The following is a 21,232-nucleotide window of genomic DNA, read 5'->3' as shown; positions in this document are numbered from 1 at the left end:
TCCTCTGAGTGAACAGGCCGGGAATCGCTTCCCGTGTTTTAAAAGGAGGAATGACCGTGCCTGCTGACAGCCACCCTCGTATCGGTCTTATGACCGAATCAGTCGACGCGGGGCGATACGCCCGTCGTCGGTCACTTCACCGATACCGATGAAACGACCTGTGTGATCCTGCACCCGCAACCAGCCGAACTTCGGCGCTTCCGGGGCCCGCACCGGCTGCCCGTGCAGCCAGTAGTACGCACTGTGCTCGGACAACTGCAACACCGGCCAATGCAACAGGCCGCTGTCTTCCGGCATCAGGAATTGGTCCAGCGCTTCCGGACCACCTTCGGCATGCACGCGTTCGAGCGTCTCGAGGGTGATCGCCTGGGCCAGGGCGAACGGCCCGGCCTGGGTCCGCCGCAGTGCCGCGACGTGCGCGCCGCAGCCCAGGACCTGGCCGAGATCTTCCACCAGCGTACGCACGTAGGTGCCTTTGCTGCAGGAAACGGCCAGGGTCGCACAGGGCGGCTCGAAGGAGAGCAAATCCAGGCGCGTAATAGTAACAGAACGCGCCTCGCGCTCCACTACCTCTCCTGCACGGGCGAGCTTGTACAGCGGCTGTCCGTCTTTCTTCAGCGCCGAGTACATCGGCGGCACCTGCTCTATGTCGCCACGGAAGCGCGGCAGGGCCTGTTCGAGATCGTCCCGACCGACGGTCACGTCCCGCTCGGCGAGCAGTTCGCCCTCGGCGTCGCCGGTGGTGGTGGTGATGCCCATGCGCATCACCGTCTCGTAACCCTTGTCGGCATCGAGAAGATACTGGGAGAACTTGGTCGCCTCGCCGAAGCACAGCGGCAGCACCCCGGTGGCCAGCGGGTCGAGGCTGCCGGTGTGGCCGGCCTTCTCGGCATTGAGCAGCCAGCGGACTTTCTGCAGTGCCTGGTTGGAACTCATGCCGCGCGGCTTGTCGAGCACCAGGATGCCGCTGATGGAGCGGCGGATACGCTTCACCTGGGCCACGCTCAGTCCTCGGTCTCGTCGCCGTGGCGGCGGCCGTCTTCGGCCACCGCACGCTCGATCAGCGCCGACAGCTCGGCGCCGCGGCGGATGCTTTCGTCGTAGTGGAAATGCAGTTGCGGCACGCTGCGCAGCTTCATCGACTTGCCCAGCAGCATGCGCAGGTAGCCGGCGGCGTCGTTGAGGATTTCCATGTTCAGGGCGATCTTGCCGGCATCGTCCTGGCCCATGACGGTGATGAACACCTTGGCGTGCGCCACGTCGCGGCTGACCTCGACACCGGTGATGGTGACCAGGCCCAGGCGCGGGTCCTTGATCTCGCGCTGGATCAGTTGAGCCAGTTCGCGTTGCATCTGATCGCCGATACGCTGGGTACGGCTGTAGTCTTTTGCCATTTTTCAACCTGCCTCCAGCGACACCCGGTCACTGGAAAAAAAAGCGACAAACGCCCGGGACAGCTGGAAGCCGGCCCGGGCGCTGTGGTTACGCACTCGCCATCAAAGGCTGCGTGCGACTTCGACCTTCTCGAACACTTCGATCTTGTCGCCGACCTTGACGTCGTTGTAGCTCTTCACGCCGATGCCGCACTCCATGCCGGCACGCACTTCGGCGACGTCGTCTTTGAAGCGACGGAGAGACTCCAGCTCGCCTTCGAAGATGACCACGTCGTCGCGCAGCACGCGGATCGGACGGTTGCGGTGCACCATGCCCTCGGTGACCATGCAGCCGGCGATCGCGCCGAACTTCGGCGAGCGGAACACGTCGCGCACCTCGGCGATGCCCAGGATGTTCTCCCGCAGATCGCTGCCGAGCATGCCGGTCAGGGCCTTCTTGACGTCCTCGATGATGTCGTAGATCACGTTGTAGTAACGCATATCCAGACCTTCGGCTTCGACGATCTTGCGCGCGCCGGCGTCGGCGCGCACGTTGAAGCCGAACAGCACCGCGTTGGAAGCCAGCGCCAGGTTGGCGTCGGACTCGGTGATGCCACCGACGCCGCCACCGACCACGCGGACCTGCACTTCGTCGTTGCCCAGGCCGCTGAGCGAGCCTTGCAGAGCCTCGAGCGAACCGCGCACATCGGCCTTGAGGACGATGTTCAGGGTCTTCTTCTCTTCCTGGCCCATGTTCTCGAAGATGTTTTCCAGCTTGCCGGCATGGGCACGCGCCAGTTTCACCTCACGGAACTTGCCTTGACGGAACAGGGCGACTTCGCGGGCCTTCTTCTCGTCGGCGACCACGGTCATCTCGTCACCGGCATCCGGCGTACCGTCCAGGCCGAGGATCTCGACCGGGATCGACGGGCCGGCTTCCTTGATCGGCTTGCCGTTCTCGTCGAGCATGGCGCGGACACGACCGTAGTTGATGCCGACCAGCACCATGTCGCCCTGGCGCAGGGTACCGTCCTGGACCAGCACGGTGGCCACCGGGCCGCGTCCCTTGTCCAGGCGCGACTCGACCACCACGCCACGGCCCGGGGCCGACGGAGTGGCTTTCAGTTCGAGCACTTCTGCCTGCAGCAGGACCGCTTCGAGCAGTTCATCGACGCCAGTACCGAGCTTCGCCGAAACCGGGACGAAGGGAGCGTCGCCGCCCCACTCTTCCGGGATCACGTCGAGAGCGGCCAGGCCGTTCTTGATGTTGTCCGGGTTGGCCTCGGGCTTGTCGATCTTGTTCACCGCGACCACGATCGGCACGCCCGCCGCTTTCGCGTGCTGCACGGCTTCCTGGGTCTGCGGCATGACGCCGTCGTCGGCCGCGACCACCAGGATCACGATGTCGGTCGCCTGGGCGCCACGGGCACGCATCGCGGTGAACGCGGCGTGGCCGGGGGTATCCAGGAAGGTCACCATGCCACGCTCGGTTTCGACGTGGTAGGCACCGATATGCTGGGTGATGCCGCCGGCCTCGCCCGCGGCGACCTTGGCGCGACGGATGTAGTCGAGCAGCGAGGTCTTGCCGTGGTCGACGTGGCCCATGACGGTGACGACCGGCGCGCGGGTGACTGCCTCGCCTTCGAACTTCAGGGACTCGGCCAGTTGTTCTTCCAGCGCGTTCTCGCTGACCAGCTTGACCTTGTGGCCCAGCTCTTCGGCGACCAGTTGGGCGGTCTCCTGGTCCAGGACCTGGTTGATGGTCACCGGGGAGCCCATCTTGAACATGAACTTGACGACTTCGGCACCCTTGACCGACATCTGGGCGGCCAACTCGGCTACGGTGATGGTCTCACCGATGTTCACTTCACGCACGATCGGTCCTGTCGGGTTCTGGAACCCGTGCTGGTTGCGCTTCTTCAGCTTCGACTTGCCACCACGACCGCCGCGACGGTAACCATCGCTTTCCTCGTCGGTGCTGCGTGGAGCCACGCGCGGAGCAGGAACCTTTTCCTTCTCCTTGACCGAGGGACGGTGCTGGGTGTGCTTGCGGTCGCGGCGGTCATCGTCCTCGTCACGCTTGGGCACGCGGCGCGGCTCTTCCTTCTTGCGCTCTTCCACGGCGGCAGGCTTGGCCACTGGTTCGGCAACCGCGACATCCGCCACCACGGCAGGCTCGGCACCGGCAGTAGCCGCTGCTTCCTGGGCAGCCTTGGCACGCGCAGCTTCCTCGGCCTTGCGCGCTTCCTCTTCGGCACGCTGGCGGGCAGCGGCCTCTTCGGCCTTCAGACGCTCCGCCTCTTCCGCCGCGCGCTGCTCCTCGAGTTCGCGCTGGCGCTCGGCCTCGATCTCGTCGGGGCTGCGCTTGACATAGGTTTTCTTCTTGCGAACTTCGACGCTCACCGTCTTGCTGCCACCCACTTTCAGCGTGGTAGTGGTCTTGCGTTGCAGGGTGATCTTGCGCGGCTCGCTGGCGCGATCGCCATGGCTGCCTTTCAGGTGGGTCAGCAGGGCTTGCTTCTCGCTATCCGTTACAACTTGTTCGGCACTGGTGTGCGGCAGACCTGCGTCACGCATCTGCAGCAGCAGGCGCTCCACCGGTGTGTCGACCACCTGGGCCAGTTCTTTCACCGTGACTTGCGTCATGCACTTCTCTCCTCAGGCCGCGACTGCTTACTCGAACCAATGGGCCCGGGCGGCCATGATCAACTTGCCGGCACGCTCTTCGTCCATGCCGTCGATGTCGAGCAGATCGTCGATCGATTGCTCGGCCAGATCTTCACGGGTGGTTACGCCACGCAGCGCCAGGTCCAGGGCCAGCTCCTTGCTCATGCCATCGAGGCTGAGCAGGTCTTCTGCCGGTTGTGCGTCGGCGAGCTTCTCTTCGGTCGCAATGGCCTTGGTCAGCAGGCGATCCTTGGCACGGGAGCGCAGCTCGTTGACGATGTCTTCGTCGAAGCCATCGATGCTGAGCATCTCTTCCATCGGTACGTAGGCGATTTCCTCAAGAGTCGTGAAGCCCTCTTCCACCAGTACCTGGGCCAGTTCCTCGTCGACATCCAGCTCGTCGACGAAGCGCTGCAGGATATCCCCGGTCTCGGCCTGTTGCTTGGCCTGGATATCCGCCTCGGTCATCACATTCAGGGTCCAGCCGGTCAACTGGCTGGCCAGACGGACGTTCTGGCCACTGCGGCCGATAGCCTGCGCCAGATTGTCCTCGGCGACGGCGATATCCATGGTATGGGTATCCTCGTCGACGATGATCGCCGCCACCTCGGCCGGAGCCATGGCGTTGATCACGAATTGCGCCGGGTTGTCGTCCCACAGGACGATGTCCACCCGCTCTCCACCGATCTCGCCGGATACCGCCTGGACGCGCGAACCGCGCATGCCGATGCAGGCGCCCTGCGGGTCGATGCGCTTGTCCTTGGAACGAACGGCGATCTTGGCGCGCGAGCCCGGGTCACGGGCGGCGGCCATCACGTCGATCAACTGCTCGGCAATTTCCGGTACTTCGATGCGGAACAGCTCGATCAGCATTTCCGGCGCGGTACGCGACAGGACCAGCTGAGGACCGCGGTTCTCGGTACGGATCTCCTTCAGCAGGGCACGCACGCGGGTGCCAACGCGGAAGGTCTCGCGCGGAATGATCTGGTCGCGGGCCAGCAGCGCCTCGGCGTTGTTGCCGAGATCGACGATGACGTTGTCGCGGGTGACCTTCTTCACGGTACCGGAAATGATCTCGCCGACCTTCTCGCGGTAGGCATCGACCACCTGGGCGCGCTCGGCCTCGCGGACCTTCTGCACGATGACCTGCTTGGCAGTCTGCGCAGCGATGCGGCCGAACTCGATGGATTCGATCTTTTCTTCGATGACCTCGCCGACCTTCGCGCCCGGCTTCTGCTCCTGGACGTCCTCGACGGTGATCTCGGTGGCGGGGTCCTGGTAGTCCTCGTCGGCGACGACGTGCCAACGACGGAAAGTCTCGTAGCTGCCGTTATGACGATTGATCTCGACGCGCAGGTCGACCTCGTCCTCGAAACGTTTCTTGGTGGCGGTCGCCAGAGCCAGCTCCAGCGCCTCGAAAATCACGCCGGCCGGTACGCCCTTTTCGTTGGATACCGACTCAACAACCAGCAGTACTTCTTTGCTCATTGTACGCCTCGCCTTTCAATCCATTGGATCCGCGGATTCGCGTCTCAATCAAAACGGGGAATGATGTTGGCCTTGTCGATCGAATCGATCGGCAGCAGGTACTCGTGATCGTCCACCAGGACCACCACATCCTGCTCCTCCACACCACGGAGAATGCCTTGGTAGTTACGCCGCCCCTCATAGGGCGAACGCAGCCTGATCTTCACTTGCTCGCCGGCATGCTTGGCGAACTGTTCGAGGGTGAACAGCGGCCGATCCATGCCCGGAGAGGACACCTCCAGGGTGTACTCGCCGCTGATCGGGTCTTCGACGTCGAGAATACCGCTGACCTGCCGACTGACGGCTTCACAGTCATCGATGAGGATGCCTTCGGGGCGGTCGATATAGACGCGCAACACCGAATGACGACCCTGGGAAATGAACTCGACGCCCCAGCACTCATAGCCGAGCGCCTCGACCACAGGGGCCAGCAAGGCCTGCAACTGTTCTAGCTTGCTCGACACCTGATCGCCTCGCGTATGTCGTAGAAACAAAAAATGGGCGAAACGCCCATCCCTAAATTGCCACTCGGAACCGTGGCATGGACTGTCCAGCTAACAAAAAGCCCCTAAAAAGGGGCCCTGAAAAACTGGTTGCGGGGGCTGGATTTGAACCAACGACCTTCGGGTTATGAGCCCGACGAGCTACCAGACTGCTCCACCCCGCGTCAAAGCTGGTGCAAGATTATACGACCGACACCCTGATGGGTCAACCGAACCTTGCGGAGACAAACCCCGCAGGACGGGGCTTGCTTATATGGTACCGAGGAGGGGACTCGAACCCCTACAGCCTATGGCCACTACCACCTCAAGGTAGCGTGTCTACCAATTCCACCACCTCGGCAGAAACCTTTCTCTTACTTCTGTTCAGGAGCCGCCGGTACATCGCCTGCACTTTCCGCAGGCTTGGACTGCTCCTGAAGAACCGGCACATCGTCAGCGGCCGGTGCTTTCTCTTGCTTCTGCTCCAGAACTGCCGGATCCGGCAGTCCGATGTGTTGCAGAGCATCAGACTTTTCTTTAGCGAAGTACGCTAAGCCAAGGCTGGTCAAGAAAAAAACCGCTGCCAGTATACCAGTAATCCGACTCAAAAAGGTAGCGGAACCTTGGCTTCCGAAAACAGTTGCCGAAGCACCTGCACCGAAAGAAGCCCCTGCATCCGCACCCTTGCCATGCTGAACGAGGATCAGGCCAACAAGACCCAATGCCATCAGCAGATGCACGACAATTACGACCTTTTCCAGCATCTTCAGCTTCCCGCGGCACGACAGATCGCGCCGAACTCATCCGCATTGAGGGAGGCTCCACCTACCAGCCCCCCATCGATATCTGGCATGCCGAACAACTCGGCTGCACTTGCCGCCTTTACACTGCCGCCGTAAAGGAGTCGCACACCTTTTGCGACCTCGGCATTTTCCGCTGCCAGTTGCGCGCGGATCGCCGCGTGCACTTCCTGGGCTTGCGCGGGGGACGCGGTCAACCCGGTCCCGATCGCCCAGACCGGCTCGTAAGCCACGACTGCGCGAGCAAAAGCTCCAACACCCAACTCGTCGATCACGCTTCCCAGCTGCCTTGCGACAACCTCCAGCGTCTTGCCCGCCTCGCGCTCCGCCCGGGTCTCCCCGACACACAGCACCGGCACCAGGCCGCACGACTGAGCCGCGGCAAACTTGCGACTCACAACCTCGTCACTCTCGCCGAGAATCAGGCGACGCTCCGAGTGGCCTACAAGGACCATGCTACAACCGACATCCGCCAACTGACTGGGAGCAGTCTCACCGGTCAGCGCGCCTTGCATCGGCTCGACGGCGCTGTTCTGCGCACCTACATCGATCGCCTTGCCGGCCAGGCCCTGGATGACCTGGCTGATGAACAAGCAAGGCGGCATCACAGCTACATCGACTCCGCTCGGCAACGCCAGCTGACGCAAGCCTTTGATCAACTCGGCCACACTGGAATGAGTACCGTGCATTTTCCAGTTACCGGCCACCAAGGGTCGACGCATGCTGTACCTCGCGGGGCAAAGTGGGCGCAGATGTTACTCAACAGTTTCCAGACTGGCAAGCAAAATCAAGCACATACCTCAGAAACAATTTTTGCCAGCTGTTCGGCGTGGGCACGAACGCTAGCTTCCTCGTCGCCCTCGACCATCACCCGGACCAACGGCTCCGTGCCGGATTTGCGCAGCAGGACACGACCGCGCCCGCCCATTTGCTCGGTGACGCGGACGCTGGCCTCCTTCACCGAGGGGTGCTCGAGCGGATCGCTTTCGCCCTTGAAGCGCACATTGATCAGCACCTGGGGGCACTTGCGAATCCCCTGGCGCGCCTCGGCCAGGGTCTGGCCGCGATGCTTGAGCGCCATCAGCACCTGTAGCGCCGCGATGATGGCATCGCCCGTCGTGGTGTTCTGGCAGCAGACGATATGTCCCGAATTCTCCCCTCCCAGCATCCAGTTCCGAGCCAGCAGTTCGGCCATCACATAGCGATCGCCGACCTTCGCCCGCACGAACGGGATATGCAGTTCCTGCAAAGCCAGCTCCAGGCCGAGGTTGCTCATCAGGGTGCCGACCACACCGCCTTGCAGGCGCCCGCTTTCCTGCAGGTCGCGCGCGATGAGGAAAAGCAGTTCGTCGCCATCCACGACCGCACCGGTATGGTCGACCATCATCACCCGGTCGCCGTCGCCGTCGAAGGCGATGCCGAGGTCGGCATGGTGCTCGACCACCGCAGCCTGCAGGCCATCCAGGTGAGTGGAACCGCACTTGTCGTTGATGTTCAGGCCATTCGGGCTGGCCGCCAGCACCGTCACTTCCGCGCCCAGTTCCCGGAAGACGCTGGGAGCGATCTTGTAGGTAGCGCCGTTGGCGCAGTCGAGCACGACCTTGAGACCGTTGAAGTCGGTGCTGGTCGGCACGCTGCTCTTACAGAATTCGATGTAGCGCCCCGCCGCGTCATTGATCCGCGAAACCTTGCCGAGACGGGCGGACTCCACCACGGTCATCGGCGCATCGAGCAGTTCCTCGATCATCAGCTCGACGTCGTCCGGCAGCTTGGTCCCCTGCCCGGAGAAGAACTTGATGCCGTTGTCGTCGTGGGGATTGTGCGAAGCGCTGATCACCACCCCGGCCTCGGCGTGGAAAGTCCGCGTCAGGTAGGCGATGCCGGGGGTAGGCATCGGTCCCAGCAACAGGGTATCGGCGCCGGAAGCGGAGAGCCCCGCCTCGAAGGCCGACTCGAACATGTAACCCGAGCTGCGCGTGTCCTTGCCGATCAGGACCCGGCAGTTGCCCTGCCGGCGGAAGGCCATGCCCACCGCCCAGCCCAGCTTGAGAACGAAGTCCGGAGTAATCGGAAACTCGCCAACACGACCACGGATACCGTCAGTCCCGAAGTATTTTCTGCTCATCTTTTGTCTTCCGTGCTCAATCCGCCATTTCAACGGCGGAGATCATTCGCATCACGTCGACGGTCGCCGCCACGTCATGCACTCGAATTATCCGTGCGCCCTTGGCCAGCGCCAGGGCCGCCAGAGCTAGGCTGCCGTAGAGGCGTTCGTCCACCTCCCGCCCCAGTACCTTGCCGATCATGCTCTTGCGCGAAACGCCGACCAACAACGGCAAGCCCAGGCCATGGAGTGCCTGCAGATGCCTGAACAGCACCAAGTTGTGCTCCAGTGTCTTGGCAAAACCGAAACCCGGATCCAGCAACAGCCGCTCGCGGTCGATTCCGGCCGCCACGCAGGCATTCACACGCTCCTGCAGGAACGCGCCGACTTCCGCCACCACATCCTGGTAGGCAGGCGCATCCTGCATGGTCTGCGGTTCTCCACGCATGTGCATGAGGCAGACCGCCAGGCCGCTATCCACCGCAGCATCCAGCGCACCGTCGCGCTGCAGCGAACGGACGTCGTTGATCAGACCCGCTCCGAGACGCGCAGTTTCGCGCATGACCGCGGGCGTGGAGGTATCCACCGAAATCACGACGTCCAGCTCGCGAGCGATGCGTTCGACTACCGGAGCGACCCGCTCCAGCTCCTCCGTCGGAGAAACGCTGCGCGCACCGGGACGGGTCGACTCGCCGCCGACGTCGATGAGCGTTGCGCCTTCCCGCACCATGCGCTCGGCATGCCGCAGGGCATCGTCCAGCCGGTCGTAACGGCCGCCATCGGAAAAGGAATCGGGGGTGACATTGAGGATGCCCATGACATGTGGGCGGGCCAAATCAAGAACCCGACTGCCGCAAGGCAGTCGGGTCGGGTATTGCGGATTGCTCATTCAGGGCTCTCAGTGCTCGCCGGCCGGCCCACCGATGGGAGGGGTGTTCTCGCGGCGGCCCGACTCTTCCAGGTTGGCCGGCGGGGTGCCGGTACCCGAACCACCCTGCCAGTCACGCGGCTCGCGCGGCACGCGACCGGCCATGATGTCGTCGATCTGGTCGGAGTCGATGGTTTCGTACTTCATCAGTGCGTCGGCCATCATCTCCAGCTTGTCGCGGTTCTCGTCGAGCAGTCGCTTGGCGGTACCGTAGCAGTCGTCGATGATGCGCCGGACTTCCTGGTCGATCATCTTGGCGGTCTCGCCCGACACATTGGCGTGCTGGCTGCCGGCGCTACGGCCGAGGAACACCTCGCCCTCCTCCTCCGCGTACATCAGCGGGCCGAGCTTCTCGGACAGACCCCACTTGGTCACCATGTTCCGCGCCAACTGGGTAGCACGCATGATGTCGTTGGAAGCGCCAGTGGTGACGCCTTCGAAGCCGAGGGTCATCTCTTCCGCGATACGGCCGCCGAACAGCGAGCAGATCTGGCTTTCCAGCGCGCGCTTGGACAGGCTGTAGCGATCTTCCTCGGGGAGGAACATGGTCACGCCCAGGGCGCGTCCGCGCGGAATGATGGACACCTTGTAGACCGGGTCATGCTCCGGCACCAGGCGACCGACGATGGCGTGGCCGGCTTCGTGGTAGGCGGTGTTGCGCTTCTCCTTCTCGGACATGACCATGGTCTTGCGCTCGGCGCCCATCATGATCTTGTCCTTGGCCAGCTCGAACTCGCGCATGTCGACGATGCGCTTGTTGGAGCGCGCGGCGAACAGCGAAGCCTCGTTGACCAGGTTGGCCAGGTCGGCGCCGGAGAAACCGGGCGTACCGCGGGCGATGACGGCAGGATCGACATGGTCGCCCAGCGGCACCTTGCGCATGTGCACCTTGAGGATCTGTTCGCGCCCGCGGATATCCGGCAAGCCGACCACCACCTGGCGGTCGAAGCGGCCCGGGCGCAGCAGCGCCGGGTCCAGAACGTCCGGACGGTTGGTGGCAGCGATGACGATGATGCCATCGTTCATCTCGAAGCCATCCATCTCCACCAGCAACTGGTTGAGGGTCTGCTCGCGCTCGTCGTGACCACCGCCCAGGCCGGCGCCGCGGTGGCGGCCGACGGCGTCGATCTCGTCGATGAAGATGATGCACGGCGCATGCTTCTTGGCCTGGTCGAACATGTCGCGGACACGGGAAGCGCCCACGCCGACGAACATCTCGACGAAGTCGGAACCGGAAATGGTGAAGAACGGCACCTTGGCTTCGCCGGCGATGGCCTTGGCCAGCAGGGTCTTGCCGGTGCCGGGCGGGCCGACCATCAGCACGCCGCGCGGGATACGGCCGCCCAGGCGCTGGAACTTGCCCGGATCGCGAAGGAACTCGACCAGCTCGCTGACCTCCTCCTTGGCCTCGTCGCAGCCGGCGACGTCAGCGAAGGTGGTCTTGACCTGGTCCTCGGACAGCAGGCGCGCCTTGCTCTTGCCGAAGCTCATCGGGCCGCCGCGACCGCCGCCGCCACCCTGCATCTGGCGCATGAAGAACATGAAGACGGCGATGATCACCAGGATCGGGAAGCTGGCGACCAGCAACTGGGTCCAGATGCTCTGCTGTTCGGGCTGCTTGCCCTCGACCACGACGTTGTTGTTGACCAGGTCGCCGATCAGGCCGTTGTCCTGGATCGCCGGGCGGATGGTCTTGAAGGTATCGCCGTCGCTACGCTTGCCGGTGATGACATAGCCATCCACGGTCACTCGCTCGACCTTGCCATCCTTGACCTGCTGGATGAAGTCCGAGTAGTTCAGCGTCTGTGGCTCGCTCGGGCTCGAGAAATTGTTCATCACGGTCACCAGTACCGCCGCGATGATCAGCCACAGAATCAGATTCTTTGCCATGTCGTTCAATTGACTACCCTCTGAAGCCGGCTCCGTCCTGGAAACCGCTTCACACGACGGCCAGACTCCTTCCGGCCAAAAGTACTACACAAGCGCCCGCGCACGCAGGCGTTGTCTGTAACCCTTTATGAACCCTCGCCCGTCCCGGCACAACAGGTCATCGACCAATAGACAGGCTATAGGGTCAATCATTCCAGTCTATTCCCCGCGAAAGCCGCGTGCGAGCAGATACTGTTCCCGCGAACGATCACGCGACGACAGGGGCTTGCGCATCTGTACCTTGTCGAACATTTCCCGGGCCTGCTTGTGGTACTGGTCGAAACCTTCGCCCTGGAAGATCTTGATCAGGAAATCGCCGCCCGGCCGCAGCACACGGCCGGCCAGGTCCAGCGCCAGTTCGCAGAGATACATGGCGCGCGGCTGGTCGGCGGCCCGCACTCCACTCATATTGGGGGCCATATCGGAAATCACAAGGTCTACCGGATGGTCGCCGATCGCCTCGAGGATCCGCGCGAACACCGCGTCCTCGGTGAAGTCGCCCTGGATGAAGGTGACGTCGGGGATGCTGTCCATCTCGAGGATGTCCGAAGCGATCAGCCGGCCGCGGTCGCCGATCACCCGGCTGGTGACCTGCGACCACCCGCCCGGCGCGGCGCCCAGGTCGACCACGGTCATGCCCGGACGCAGGATGCGGTCCTTCTCCTGGATCTCCAGCAGCTTGTAGCTGGCGCGCGAGCGATAGCCATCGCGCTGGGCCATCTTCACGTAGGGATCGTCGAAATGTTCTTTCAGCCAACGCTGGCTGGTTTTGGAGCGGGCCACGGAATACCTCTTCGGGCACCCCCGGTCGGCGGGGGCAGCATCACTTGGACTAAAACTGGGGTAAAATAGACGACTTTTTCCCAGGGGTCTGATTATGGCGCTCACTCAAGAGCAGAAGAAACAGTTCAAATCTATCGGTCACCACCTGAAACCGGTATTGATCGTAGCCGAGAACGGCTTGACCGAAGGCGTTCTCGCCGAACTCGAGCGCGCACTCAACGATCACGAACTGATCAAGGTGAAACTGGCGCTGGCCGAGCGCGACGATCGCCGCGCCCTGCTCGACGAACTCTGCGCGCAGTCGCGCAGCGACCTGGTGCAAAGCATCGGCAAGATGGCGCTGGTCTATCGGAAGAACCCGAAGCCGAACAAGAATCTCTCGAACATCAGCCGTTTCGCCGGCATCTGATGTCCCATCCAACCAAGGTCGGGAAACTTCCCGACCTGGTTCAGACGTATTCCTCGTCCCGCCCCGGTACCGGCTGCAACACCAGCAGCAGGCCACACATCGCCACCGCCAGGTAGTTGAACAGCAGCCAGCGCACCGCCTCGGGCGCCAGCCCACGCACCAGGAAGTACACCAGGCAGAGCAGCGCGACGGCGAGCAACAGCTGACCGCGAAGGTCTCGCCAAAGGCTCCTCGGCCCGTGGCTCGACACCAACACCAGCGCCTGCAGCACCGCACAGAATCCGGCGAAGCCGATCAGCAGCGGCGTCAACGCCGCGGCTACGGTTTCCACCAGCAGCGGCGCCAGTCCGGTCTTGGCCAACGCAGGCAGGACCACGAACTGCAGCAACCAGAGGCCGCCGACCCAGAACGTCTGGGCCAGCAGCCAACTGATCGCGCCTGCGCGCAACGGGGCGCGCTTAGATATGGCGAACCTCGACGATCTCGTACTCGACGTCGCCGCCCGGGGTTCTCACCAGCACGGCATCGCCTTCGGTCTTGCCGATCAGCGCACGGGCGATCGGCGAATTCACCGAGATCTTGCCACCCTTGATATCCGCCTCGTCGTCGCCGACGATCTGGTAGGTCACGGTCTCGTCGGTCTCGACATTGGCGATGTCGACGGTGGTGCCGAAGATCACCTTGCCGCTGTGCGGGATGGCGGTGACATCGATGACCTGGGCGTTGGACAGCTTGGCCTCGATGTCGCGGATACGCGCCTCGACCATGCCCTGCTGTTCGCGCGCCGCATGGTACTCGGCGTTTTCCTTGAGGTCGCCCAGTTCACGCGCTTCGGCGATGGCCTGGCTGATCTGCGGGCGCAGCACGCCCTTCAGGTGTTTCACTTCTTCTTCCAGGGCGCGGGCGCCCTGGACGGTCATGGGGAACTTGCTCATGCCTTGATTCCTGCGTGGAGATCCTGCAGACGCCGAACGGTCTTCTCGGGACCGAACTTGAGCGCCTCACAGATCGCCTGCCCACCCGCAATGGTGGTGGTGCAGCAGATCTTGTGCTGCAGGGCGTTTCGACGAATGGAGTAGGAGTCAGCGATGGACTGCCGGCCCTCGGTGGTGTTGATGATCAGGGTGACCTCGTCGTTCTTGATCATGTCCACCACGTGCGGGCGACCTTCGGTCACCTTGTTCACGCGACGCACCGGCAGGCCCGCGGCCTCGATGACACGCGCGGTACCGGCGGTGGCTACCACTTCGAAGCCCAGCGCGACCAGGTCGCCAGCCACCTGGGCGGCGAACGGCTTGTCGTCTTCGCGGACGCTGATGAAGGCGCAACCGGCGGTCGGGAGGATCTCGCTGGCCCCCAACTGAGCCTTGGCAAAGGCTTCGGCAAAGCTATCACCGACGCCCATCACTTCACCAGTGGACTTCATTTCCGGGCCGAGGATCGGATCGACGCCGGGGAACTTGGCGAACGGGAACACCGCTTCCTTGACGCTGAAGAACGGCGGGATGATTTCCTGGGTGAAGCCGACCTCGGCCAGGGTCTTGCCGGCCATGACGCGGGCGGCGACCTTGGCCAGCGACTCGCCGACGCACTTGGAGACGAACGGCACGGTACGCGAGGCGCGCGGATTGACCTCGATGACGAAGATATCCTCGCCCTGCACCGCCATCTGCACGTTCATCAGGCCGACCACGCCAAGCTCCAGGGCCATTTTCTTGACCTGCTCGCGGATCTCGTCCTGGATGTGCTGCGGCAGCGAGTACGGCGGCAGCGAACAGGCGGAGTCGCCGGAGTGAACGCCAGCCTGCTCGATGTGCTGCATGATCGCGCCGATCACCACGATCTCGCCGTCGCATACCGCGTCGATGTCGACTTCGATGGCGCAGTTGAGGAAGTGGTCGAGCAGCACCGGGCTGTCGTTGGAAACCTGCACCGCCTCGCGCATGTAGCGCTTGAGTTCTTCTTCCTGGTAGACGATTTCCATCGCCCGCCCGCCCAGCACGTAGGACGGGCGTACCACCAGCGGATATCCGATGGCCTTGGACGCGGCCAGGGCCTCGTCTTCGCTGCGCGCGGTGGCGTTGGCCGGCTGGCGCAGGTTCAGGCGCTGGACCATCTGCTGGAAGCGCTCGCGGTCTTCGGCACGGTCGATGGCGTCCGGACTGGTGCCGATGATCGGCACGCCGGCCTCTTCGAGGGCGCGGCAGAGCTTCAGCGGGGTCTGGCCGCCGTACTGGACGATCACGCCCTTGGGCTGCTCGACGCGGACGATCTCAAGGACGTCCTCGAGGGTCACCGGCTCGAAGTACAGGCGGTCGGAGGTGTCATAGTCGGTGGAGACGGTTTCCGGGTTGCAGTTGACCATGATGGTCTCGTAGCCGTCTTCGCGCATCGCCAACGCCGCGTGCACGCAGCAGTAGTCGAACTCGATGCCCTGGCCGATGCGGTTCGGACCGCCGCCGAGGATCATGATCTTCTCGCGGCTCGACGGGTTGGCCTCGCACTCTTCCTCGTAGGTCGAATACATGTAGGCGGTGTCGGTGGCGAACTCGGCGGCGCAGGTATCGACGCGCTTGTAGACCGGCAGTACCTTCAGCTTGTGGCGATGGCTGCGCAGGTTCTTCTCGGTGACGCCGAGCAGCTTGGCCAGGCGCGCGTCGGAGAAGCCCTTGCGCTTGAGCTTGTACATCAGCTCGCGATCGATGGAGGACAGGCCGAGGGTCTTGACCTTCTCCTCGTCCTTGACCAGGTCCTCGATCTGCACCAGGAACCATTCGTCGATGCGGGTCAGCTCGAACACTTCCTCGACGCTCTTGCCGGCGCGGAAGGCGTCGGCGACGTACCAGACACGCTCGGCGCTGGGCACGGTCAGCTCGCGCTTGAGGATGCTGTCGGCCTCCGGGTCGTTCAGGTCGAGCTTCGGATCGAAGCCGGTGGCGCCGACTTCCAGGCCGCGCAAGGCTTTCTGCACCGACTCCTGGAAGGTCCGGCCGATGGCCATGACTTCGCCGACCGACTTCATCTGGGTGGTCAGGCGGGCATCGGCTTTCGGGAATTTCTCGAAGGCGAAGCGCGGGATCTTGGTCACCACGTAGTCGATGGCCGGCTCGAACGACGCCGGGGTGCGACCGCCGGTGATGTCGTTCTGCAGTTCGTCGAGGGTGTAGCCGACCGCCAGCTTGGCGGCGATCTTGGCGATCGGGAAACCGGTGGCCTTGGAGGCCAGGGCCGAGGAGCGGGAAACCCGCGGGTTCATCTCGATCACCACCATGCGCCCGGTGTTCGGGCAGATGCCGAACTGCACGTTGGAACCGCCGGTTTCCACGCCGATCTCGCGCAATACCGCCAGCGAGGCGTTGCGCATGATCTGGTATTCCTTGTCGGTCAGGGTCTGCGCCGGTGCCACGGTGATCGAGTCACCGGTGTGCACGCCCATCGGGTCGAAGTTCTCGATGGAGCAGACGATGATGCAGTTGTCCTTCTTGTCGCGGACCACCTCCATCTCGTATTCCTTCCAGCCGATCAGCGACTCGTCGATCAGCAGCTCGTTGGTCGGCGACAGGTCGAGGCCACGGGCGCAGATCTCTTCGAACTCTTCACGGTTGTAGGCGATACCGCCGCCGGTGCCGCCCATGGTGAAGGACGGACGGATGATGCAGGGGAAGCCGACCTGCTCGAGCACGCCGTAGGCCTCCTCCATGCTGTGGGCGATGCCCGAGCGCGGACAGGCCAGGCCGATATCCTTCATCGCCTTGTCGAAGCGCGAGCGGTCCTCGGCCTTGTCGATGGTATCGGCATTGGCGCCGATCATCTCCACGCCGAACTTCTCCAGCACGCCGTGGCGCTCCAGGTCCAGGGCGCAGTTCAGCGCAGTCTGGCCGCCCATGGTCGGCAGCAGCGCGTCGGGGCGTTCCTTCTCGATGATCTTGGCCACGGTGGCCCACTTGATCGGCTCGATGTAGGTCGCGTCGGCCATCGCCGGGTCGGTCATGATGGTCGCGGGGTTGGAGTTCACCAGGATGACGCGGTAGCCCTCCTCGCGCAGGGCCTTGCAGGCCTGGGCGCCGGAGTAGTCGAATTCGCAGGCCTGGCCAATCACGATGGGGCCGGCACCGAGGATCAGGATGCTCTTTATGTCTGTACGTTTTGGCATGGGACTCTCGTTGCAATAATCAGGACAGGGTTGCGGTGGCCAGCTTCACACCAAAGCCGACGAACAGGGCGCCGACGCCCGAAGTGGCGCCGGCAGCCAACCGTTGCCGCCGGCGGAACCAGGCCGCCAGCCGCACACCGGTGAAAATCAGGAAGCTCAGGTAAAGGGCGCTGACCAGTTCCAGGATCACCGCCAGCACCAGGAACGACAGGCCCGGATAGGCATAGCCGGGATCGACGAACTGGATGAAGAAGGAGATGAAGAACAGGATCGCCTTGGGATTCGACAGGCTGAGCAGCAGCGCCTTGCGGAACGGCTGGTGGACATCCACCTGTTCGGCCTGCGCCGCCGTCGCTTCGGGATTGCGCAGCTTGCGCCAGGCGCCCCGCAGCATGCCGACGCCGAGATAGAACAGGTAGGCCGCACCGAGGTACTTCAGGCCGATGAACAGCATCGGCTCGGCCTTCAGCAGGGACGCCACGCCAAGGGCCGACAGCAGCATCAGCACCGCGTCGCCGAGGAACACGCCGCAGGCGGCCCGGTAGCCGGTCGCCACGCCACGCTGGGCCGAAGTCGCGAGGACGAACAACGAGTTCGGTCCGGGCAACAGGATCACGAAAACCACACCCAGCACGTAGGTCCAGAAATCGGTTATCCCCAGGGTCGGCATGGCTCTGCTCCTCAGCGACGCTCGGCCATCGCCGAGATGAAGCGGTCGAACAGCGGGGCGACGTCATGCGGACCGGGGCTCGCCTCGGGGTGGCCCTGGAAGCTGAAAGCGACCTTGTCGGTGCGCTCGATACCCTGCAGGGTACCGTCGAACAGCGACTTGTGAGTGGCTCGCAGGTTGTCCGGCAGGGTGCTCTCGTCGACCGCGAAACCGTGGTTCTGGCTGGTGATCATCACCACGCCGCTGTCCAGGTCCTGCACCGGGTGGTTGGCGCCGTGGTGGCCGTGGCCCATCTTCAGGGTCTTGGCGCCAGAGGCCAGGGCCAGCAACTGATGGCCGAGGCAGATGCCGAACACCGGGATCTCGGTATCGAGGAATTCGCGGATCGCCTGGATCGCGTAGTCGCACGGTTCGGGGTCGCCGGGGCCGTTGGAAAGGAAGATGCCGTCCGGGTTCAGCGCCAGCACTTCGCTGGCCGGCGTCTGCGCCGGCACCACGGTCAGGCGGCAGCCGCGCGCCACCAGCATGCGCAGGATGTTCAGCTTGACGCCGTAGTCGTAGGCCACCACGTGATACGGCAGTTCACCGGCCGGGATCTCCGGGTGACTGTCGCTTTCCAGGTTCCAGACGCTGGAGCGCCACTCGTAGCGCTCGGCGGTGGTGACCTCCTTGGCCAGGTCCATGCCCTTCAGGCCGGGGAAGGCGCGAGCCAGCTCCAGCGCGCGTTCCTCGGTAGCGTCGGCACCAGCCAGGATGCAGCCGTTCTGCGAACCCTTCTCGCGGAGGATACGGGTCAGGCGACGGGTATCGATGCCGGCGATGGCGACGGTGCCGTTGGCTTTCAGGTAGTCAGGCAGCGACTGCTTGCTGCGCCAGTTGCTGGCGATCAGCGGCAGGTCGCGGATGATCAGGCCGGCGGCCCAGACACGGTTGGCCTCGGCGTCTTCCGGGGTGGTACCGGTATTGCCGATGTGCGGGTAGGTCAGGGTGACGATCTGCTGGGCGTAGGAAGGATCGGTAAGGATTTCCTGGTAGCCGGTCATGGCGGTGTTGAACACCACCTCGCCAACGGTCTGACCGTCGGCACCGATGGCTTCACCGCGAAAAATGCTGCCGTCGGCAAGTGCAAGTATGGCTGGCTTAGTCAAGAAGACCTCCCGTAAATCAAGCCTGACTGGTCGCGCAGGTGTAAAAAAGCGGGATGACACCGTGAAGAGTCATCCCGCTTTTTTTCGATTCATGCTGCGCTGCTTTTAGTGGACACACTAAAGCTGTAGTTTACAGAATCGCGACATTCCGGTCCACCAATAAGACGACGTGCGGCAGCGCCTCAGCGTAGGCCGAGCACATCCTGCATGTCGTACAGGCCGTTCTCCTTGCCCTCCAGCCACAGCGCCGCACGCACCGCGCCACGGGCGAAGGTCATGCGGCTGGAAGCCTTGTGGGTGATCTCCACGCGCTCGCCCTCGGCGGCGAACAGCACGGTGTGGTCGCCCACTACGTCGCCGGCGCGCACGGTGGCGAAGCCGATGGTTTCCCGCGCCCGCGCGCCGGTCTGCCCCTCGCGTCCGTAGACCGCCACTTCCTGGAGGTCCCGGCCGAGCGCCTGGGCTACCACCTCGCCCATGCGCAAGGCGGTGCCGGACGGTGCATCGACCTTGTGCCGGTGATGGGCCTCGATGATCTCGATATCCACTTCGTCGCCCAGCACCCGTGCCGCGGTATCCAGAAGCTTCAGGCAAAGGTTCACGCCGACGCTGAAGTTGGCAGCGAAGACGATCGGGATATCCTTCGCCGCCTCGGCCAGCAGCAGCTTCTCGTCGGCGCTGAAGCCGGTGGTGCCGATGACCATCGCCCGGCGCGCCTTGCGGCACTGCTCGATGTTCTTCAGGGTTACGGAGGGATGGGTGAAATCGATCAGGACGTCGAACTCCTCGCAGACCTTGCCCAGGTCCCCGGACAGCGGCACGCCGATCCGGCCGAGACCGGCCAGCTCGCCGGCGTCCGCCCCCACCAGGGTGCTATCCGGACGATCCACCGCCGCCGTCAGCCCGGCGGCACCGCCGGTCTGCTGAACGGCCTCGATCAGGTTCTTGCCCATGCGCCCGGCGGCGCCCACTACGGCTATACGTCGCATAAAACCACTCCACGCGGAACCCGGACGCGGCTGTCAGGCCGCGCCCATGGCTTTGTTTATAGGTCGTCGAAGAAACGCTTCATGCCTTCGAACCAGCCACTGGCCTTGGGCGAATGCGAGGTGTCGCTCTGCAACGACTTGCGGAACTCCTCGAGCAGCTCGCGCTGGCGCTTGTCCAGGTTCACCGGGGTTTCCACCACCACCTTGCACATCAGGTCGCCGGCGCCGCCGCCGCGCACCGGGGCCACGCCCTTGCCGCGCAGGCGGAACAGCTTGCCGGTCTGGGTGCTTTCCGGAATCTTCAGCTTGACCCGGCCATCCAGGGTCGGCACTTCCAGCTCGCCACCCAACGCAGCGTCGGCGAAACTGATCGGCACTTCGCAGTACAGATGCTTGCCGTCGCGCTGGAAGATCGGGTGCTCGCGCACATTGACCACCACGTACAGGTCGCCCGCCGGACCACCCATGCTGCCGGCCTCGCCTTCGCCGGTGAGGCGGATGCGGTCGCCGGTGTCGACGCCGGCCGGCACCTTCACCGACAGGGTCTTCTGCTCTTCCACGCGCCCCTGGCCATGGCAGGAGCCACAGGGATCGGAAATCATCTTGCCGGTGCCGTGGCAGCGCGGGCAGGTCTGCTGGACCGAGAAGAAGCCCTGCTGCATGCGCACCTGGCCGATACCGCCGCAAGTGGTGCAGGTGACCGGTGTGGTGCCGGGCTTGGCGCCGCTGCCGTTGCAGGTCTTGCAACCGACCAGGGTCGGCACGCGGATGGTGACGGTGGTGCCACGTACCGCCTCCTCCAGGTCGAGGTCCAGGGTGTAGCGCAGGTCCGCGCCGCGCTGCGCGCCGCCGCGCGAGCCACCGCGGGCACCGCCGCCACCGAAGAAATCGCTGAACACATCGCCGAAGATGTCGGAGAAGCTCGCCCCGCCGAAACCGGCGCCAGCGCCCCCACCCATATTCGGATCGACGCCGGCATGGCCGTACTGGTCGTAGGCCGCCCGCTTGCTGGCATCGGAGAGGACCTCGTAGGCCTCGTTGGCCTCCTTGAACTTGTCCTCGGCTTCCTTGTCGCCAGGATTGCGGTCCGGGTGGTATTTCATCGCCAGGCGGCGGTAGGCCTTCTTCAGGTCCGCCTCGCTGGCGCCACGCTCAACCCCCAGAACCTCGTAAAAGTCTCGTTTCGCCATAACCTTTCCGTCTCAATTAAGGACCCTCCAGACACGCCAACGCGGGAGCAGGCTCCCGCGTGGCGGATCATGCGTACCGG

Annotated in this window: 19 protein-coding genes and 2 tRNA genes; 1 reads left to right on the top strand and 20 read right to left on the bottom strand. The window is 63.9% G+C overall.

Features of this window, described 5'->3' with window-relative positions; all coding sequences use genetic code 11:
• Window positions 1-87: 87 nt before the first annotated feature.
• The 13 genes from truB to rlmE form a co-directional block, all read right to left on the bottom strand.
• On the bottom strand, window positions 88-1,002 hold the full coding sequence (truB, locus tag ACTJJX_RS01770; protein WP_003100522.1) for a tRNA pseudouridine(55) synthase TruB: 915 nt from the start codon (window positions 1,000-1,002) through the stop codon (window positions 88-90).
• A gap of 2 nt (window positions 1,003-1,004) precedes the next feature.
• Window positions 1,005-1,394 (bottom strand): 30S ribosome-binding factor RbfA, encoded by a 390-nt coding sequence (rbfA, locus tag ACTJJX_RS01765; protein WP_003095188.1) that lies wholly within the window; start codon window positions 1,392-1,394, stop codon window positions 1,005-1,007.
• Window positions 1,395-1,496: 102 nt separating this feature from the next.
• Entirely contained in the window at window positions 1,497-4,019 is a 2,523-nt protein-coding gene (gene infB / locus ACTJJX_RS01760; protein WP_003113908.1) for a translation initiation factor IF-2, read from the bottom strand.
• A gap of 27 nt (window positions 4,020-4,046) precedes the next feature.
• Complete coding sequence (gene nusA, locus ACTJJX_RS01755) at window positions 4,047-5,528, bottom strand: transcription termination factor NusA (RefSeq protein WP_003095192.1); 1,482 nt, start codon at window positions 5,526-5,528, stop codon at window positions 4,047-4,049.
• A gap of 44 nt (window positions 5,529-5,572) precedes the next feature.
• Complete coding sequence (gene rimP / locus ACTJJX_RS01750) at window positions 5,573-6,031, bottom strand: ribosome maturation factor RimP (RefSeq protein ID WP_003095193.1); 459 nt, start codon at window positions 6,029-6,031, stop codon at window positions 5,573-5,575.
• Between the two features lie 126 nt (window positions 6,032-6,157).
• A tRNA-Met gene (locus ACTJJX_RS01745) sits at window positions 6,158-6,234 on the bottom strand.
• A gap of 90 nt (window positions 6,235-6,324) precedes the next feature.
• Window positions 6,325-6,410, bottom strand: a tRNA-Leu gene (locus ACTJJX_RS01740).
• Between the two features lie 13 nt (window positions 6,411-6,423).
• Complete coding sequence (secG, locus tag ACTJJX_RS01735; RefSeq protein WP_003095194.1) at window positions 6,424-6,813, bottom strand: preprotein translocase subunit SecG; 390 nt, start codon at window positions 6,811-6,813, stop codon at window positions 6,424-6,426.
• Between the two features lie 2 nt (window positions 6,814-6,815).
• Window positions 6,816-7,571 carry a triose-phosphate isomerase gene (gene tpiA / locus ACTJJX_RS01730; protein WP_003100513.1) on the bottom strand — a complete coding sequence of 252 codons (756 nt, stop codon included), beginning with the start codon at window positions 7,569-7,571 and terminating at the stop codon, window positions 6,816-6,818.
• Between the two features lie 65 nt (window positions 7,572-7,636).
• Window positions 7,637-8,974, bottom strand: coding sequence for a phosphoglucosamine mutase (gene glmM, locus ACTJJX_RS01725; RefSeq protein ID WP_003116076.1), 1,338 nt, complete (start codon window positions 8,972-8,974; stop codon window positions 7,637-7,639).
• Window positions 8,975-8,990: 16 nt separating this feature from the next.
• The gene (gene folP, locus ACTJJX_RS01720) at window positions 8,991-9,842 is read right to left on the bottom strand and encodes a dihydropteroate synthase (RefSeq protein ID WP_003121077.1); all 852 of its coding nucleotides are present in this window, start codon (window positions 9,840-9,842) and stop codon (window positions 8,991-8,993) included.
• Window positions 9,843-9,851: 9 nt separating this feature from the next.
• Entirely contained in the window at window positions 9,852-11,771 is a 1,920-nt protein-coding gene (gene ftsH / locus ACTJJX_RS01715) for an ATP-dependent zinc metalloprotease FtsH (protein WP_003095200.1), read from the bottom strand.
• Window positions 11,772-11,969: 198 nt separating this feature from the next.
• Window positions 11,970-12,593 carry a 23S rRNA (uridine(2552)-2'-O)-methyltransferase RlmE gene (gene rlmE / locus ACTJJX_RS01710; protein WP_003095202.1) on the bottom strand — a complete coding sequence of 208 codons (624 nt, stop codon included), beginning with the start codon at window positions 12,591-12,593 and terminating at the stop codon, window positions 11,970-11,972.
• 94 nt (window positions 12,594-12,687) lie between these two features.
• Here rlmE and yhbY point away from each other — a divergent pair, with 94 nt between their 5' ends.
• On the top strand, window positions 12,688-13,002 hold the full coding sequence (gene yhbY, locus ACTJJX_RS01705; protein ID WP_003095204.1) for a ribosome assembly RNA-binding protein YhbY: 315 nt from the start codon (window positions 12,688-12,690) through the stop codon (window positions 13,000-13,002).
• A 40-nt stretch (window positions 13,003-13,042) separates the two neighbouring features.
• On the opposite strand, the gene ACTJJX_RS01700 is transcribed toward yhbY, so the two are convergent.
• The 7 genes from ACTJJX_RS01700 to dnaJ form a co-directional block, all read right to left on the bottom strand.
• Window positions 13,043-13,450, bottom strand: coding sequence for a DUF4149 domain-containing protein (locus tag ACTJJX_RS01700; RefSeq protein ID WP_003100510.1), 408 nt, complete (start codon window positions 13,448-13,450; stop codon window positions 13,043-13,045).
• Window positions 13,451-13,460: 10 nt separating this feature from the next.
• On the bottom strand, window positions 13,461-13,937 hold the full coding sequence (gene greA, locus ACTJJX_RS01695; protein ID WP_003095206.1) for a transcription elongation factor GreA: 477 nt from the start codon (window positions 13,935-13,937) through the stop codon (window positions 13,461-13,463).
• On the bottom strand, window positions 13,934-17,155 hold the full coding sequence (gene carB, locus ACTJJX_RS01690) for a carbamoyl-phosphate synthase large subunit (RefSeq protein WP_003095207.1): 3,222 nt from the start codon (window positions 17,153-17,155) through the stop codon (window positions 13,934-13,936). Before carB ends, greA begins: the two co-directional genes overlap by 4 nt.
• A 19-nt stretch (window positions 17,156-17,174) precedes the next feature.
• Entirely contained in the window at window positions 17,175-17,825 is a 651-nt protein-coding gene (gene leuE / locus ACTJJX_RS01685) for a leucine efflux protein LeuE (RefSeq protein ID WP_003095208.1), read from the bottom strand.
• Window positions 17,826-17,836: 11 nt separating this feature from the next.
• Window positions 17,837-18,973: a glutamine-hydrolyzing carbamoyl-phosphate synthase small subunit gene (gene carA, locus ACTJJX_RS01680; protein ID WP_003095209.1), complete on the bottom strand. Its 1,137-nt coding sequence runs from the start codon at window positions 18,971-18,973 to the stop codon at window positions 17,837-17,839.
• 182 nt (window positions 18,974-19,155) lie between these two features.
• A complete protein-coding gene (gene dapB, locus ACTJJX_RS01675) occupies window positions 19,156-19,962 on the bottom strand; it encodes a 4-hydroxy-tetrahydrodipicolinate reductase (protein ID WP_003095210.1) in 807 nt (268 codons plus the stop codon).
• 56 nt (window positions 19,963-20,018) lie between these two features.
• On the bottom strand, window positions 20,019-21,152 hold the full coding sequence (dnaJ, locus tag ACTJJX_RS01670) for a molecular chaperone DnaJ (RefSeq protein ID WP_003095211.1): 1,134 nt from the start codon (window positions 21,150-21,152) through the stop codon (window positions 20,019-20,021).
• Window positions 21,153-21,232 lie beyond the last annotated feature (80 nt).

Source organism: Pseudomonas sp. 22490 (genome assembly GCF_052044465.1).
Classification (GTDB): Bacteria; Pseudomonadota; Gammaproteobacteria; order Pseudomonadales; family Pseudomonadaceae; genus Pseudomonas; species Pseudomonas aeruginosa.
This window is presented reverse-complemented; position numbering and strand designations above follow the sequence as displayed.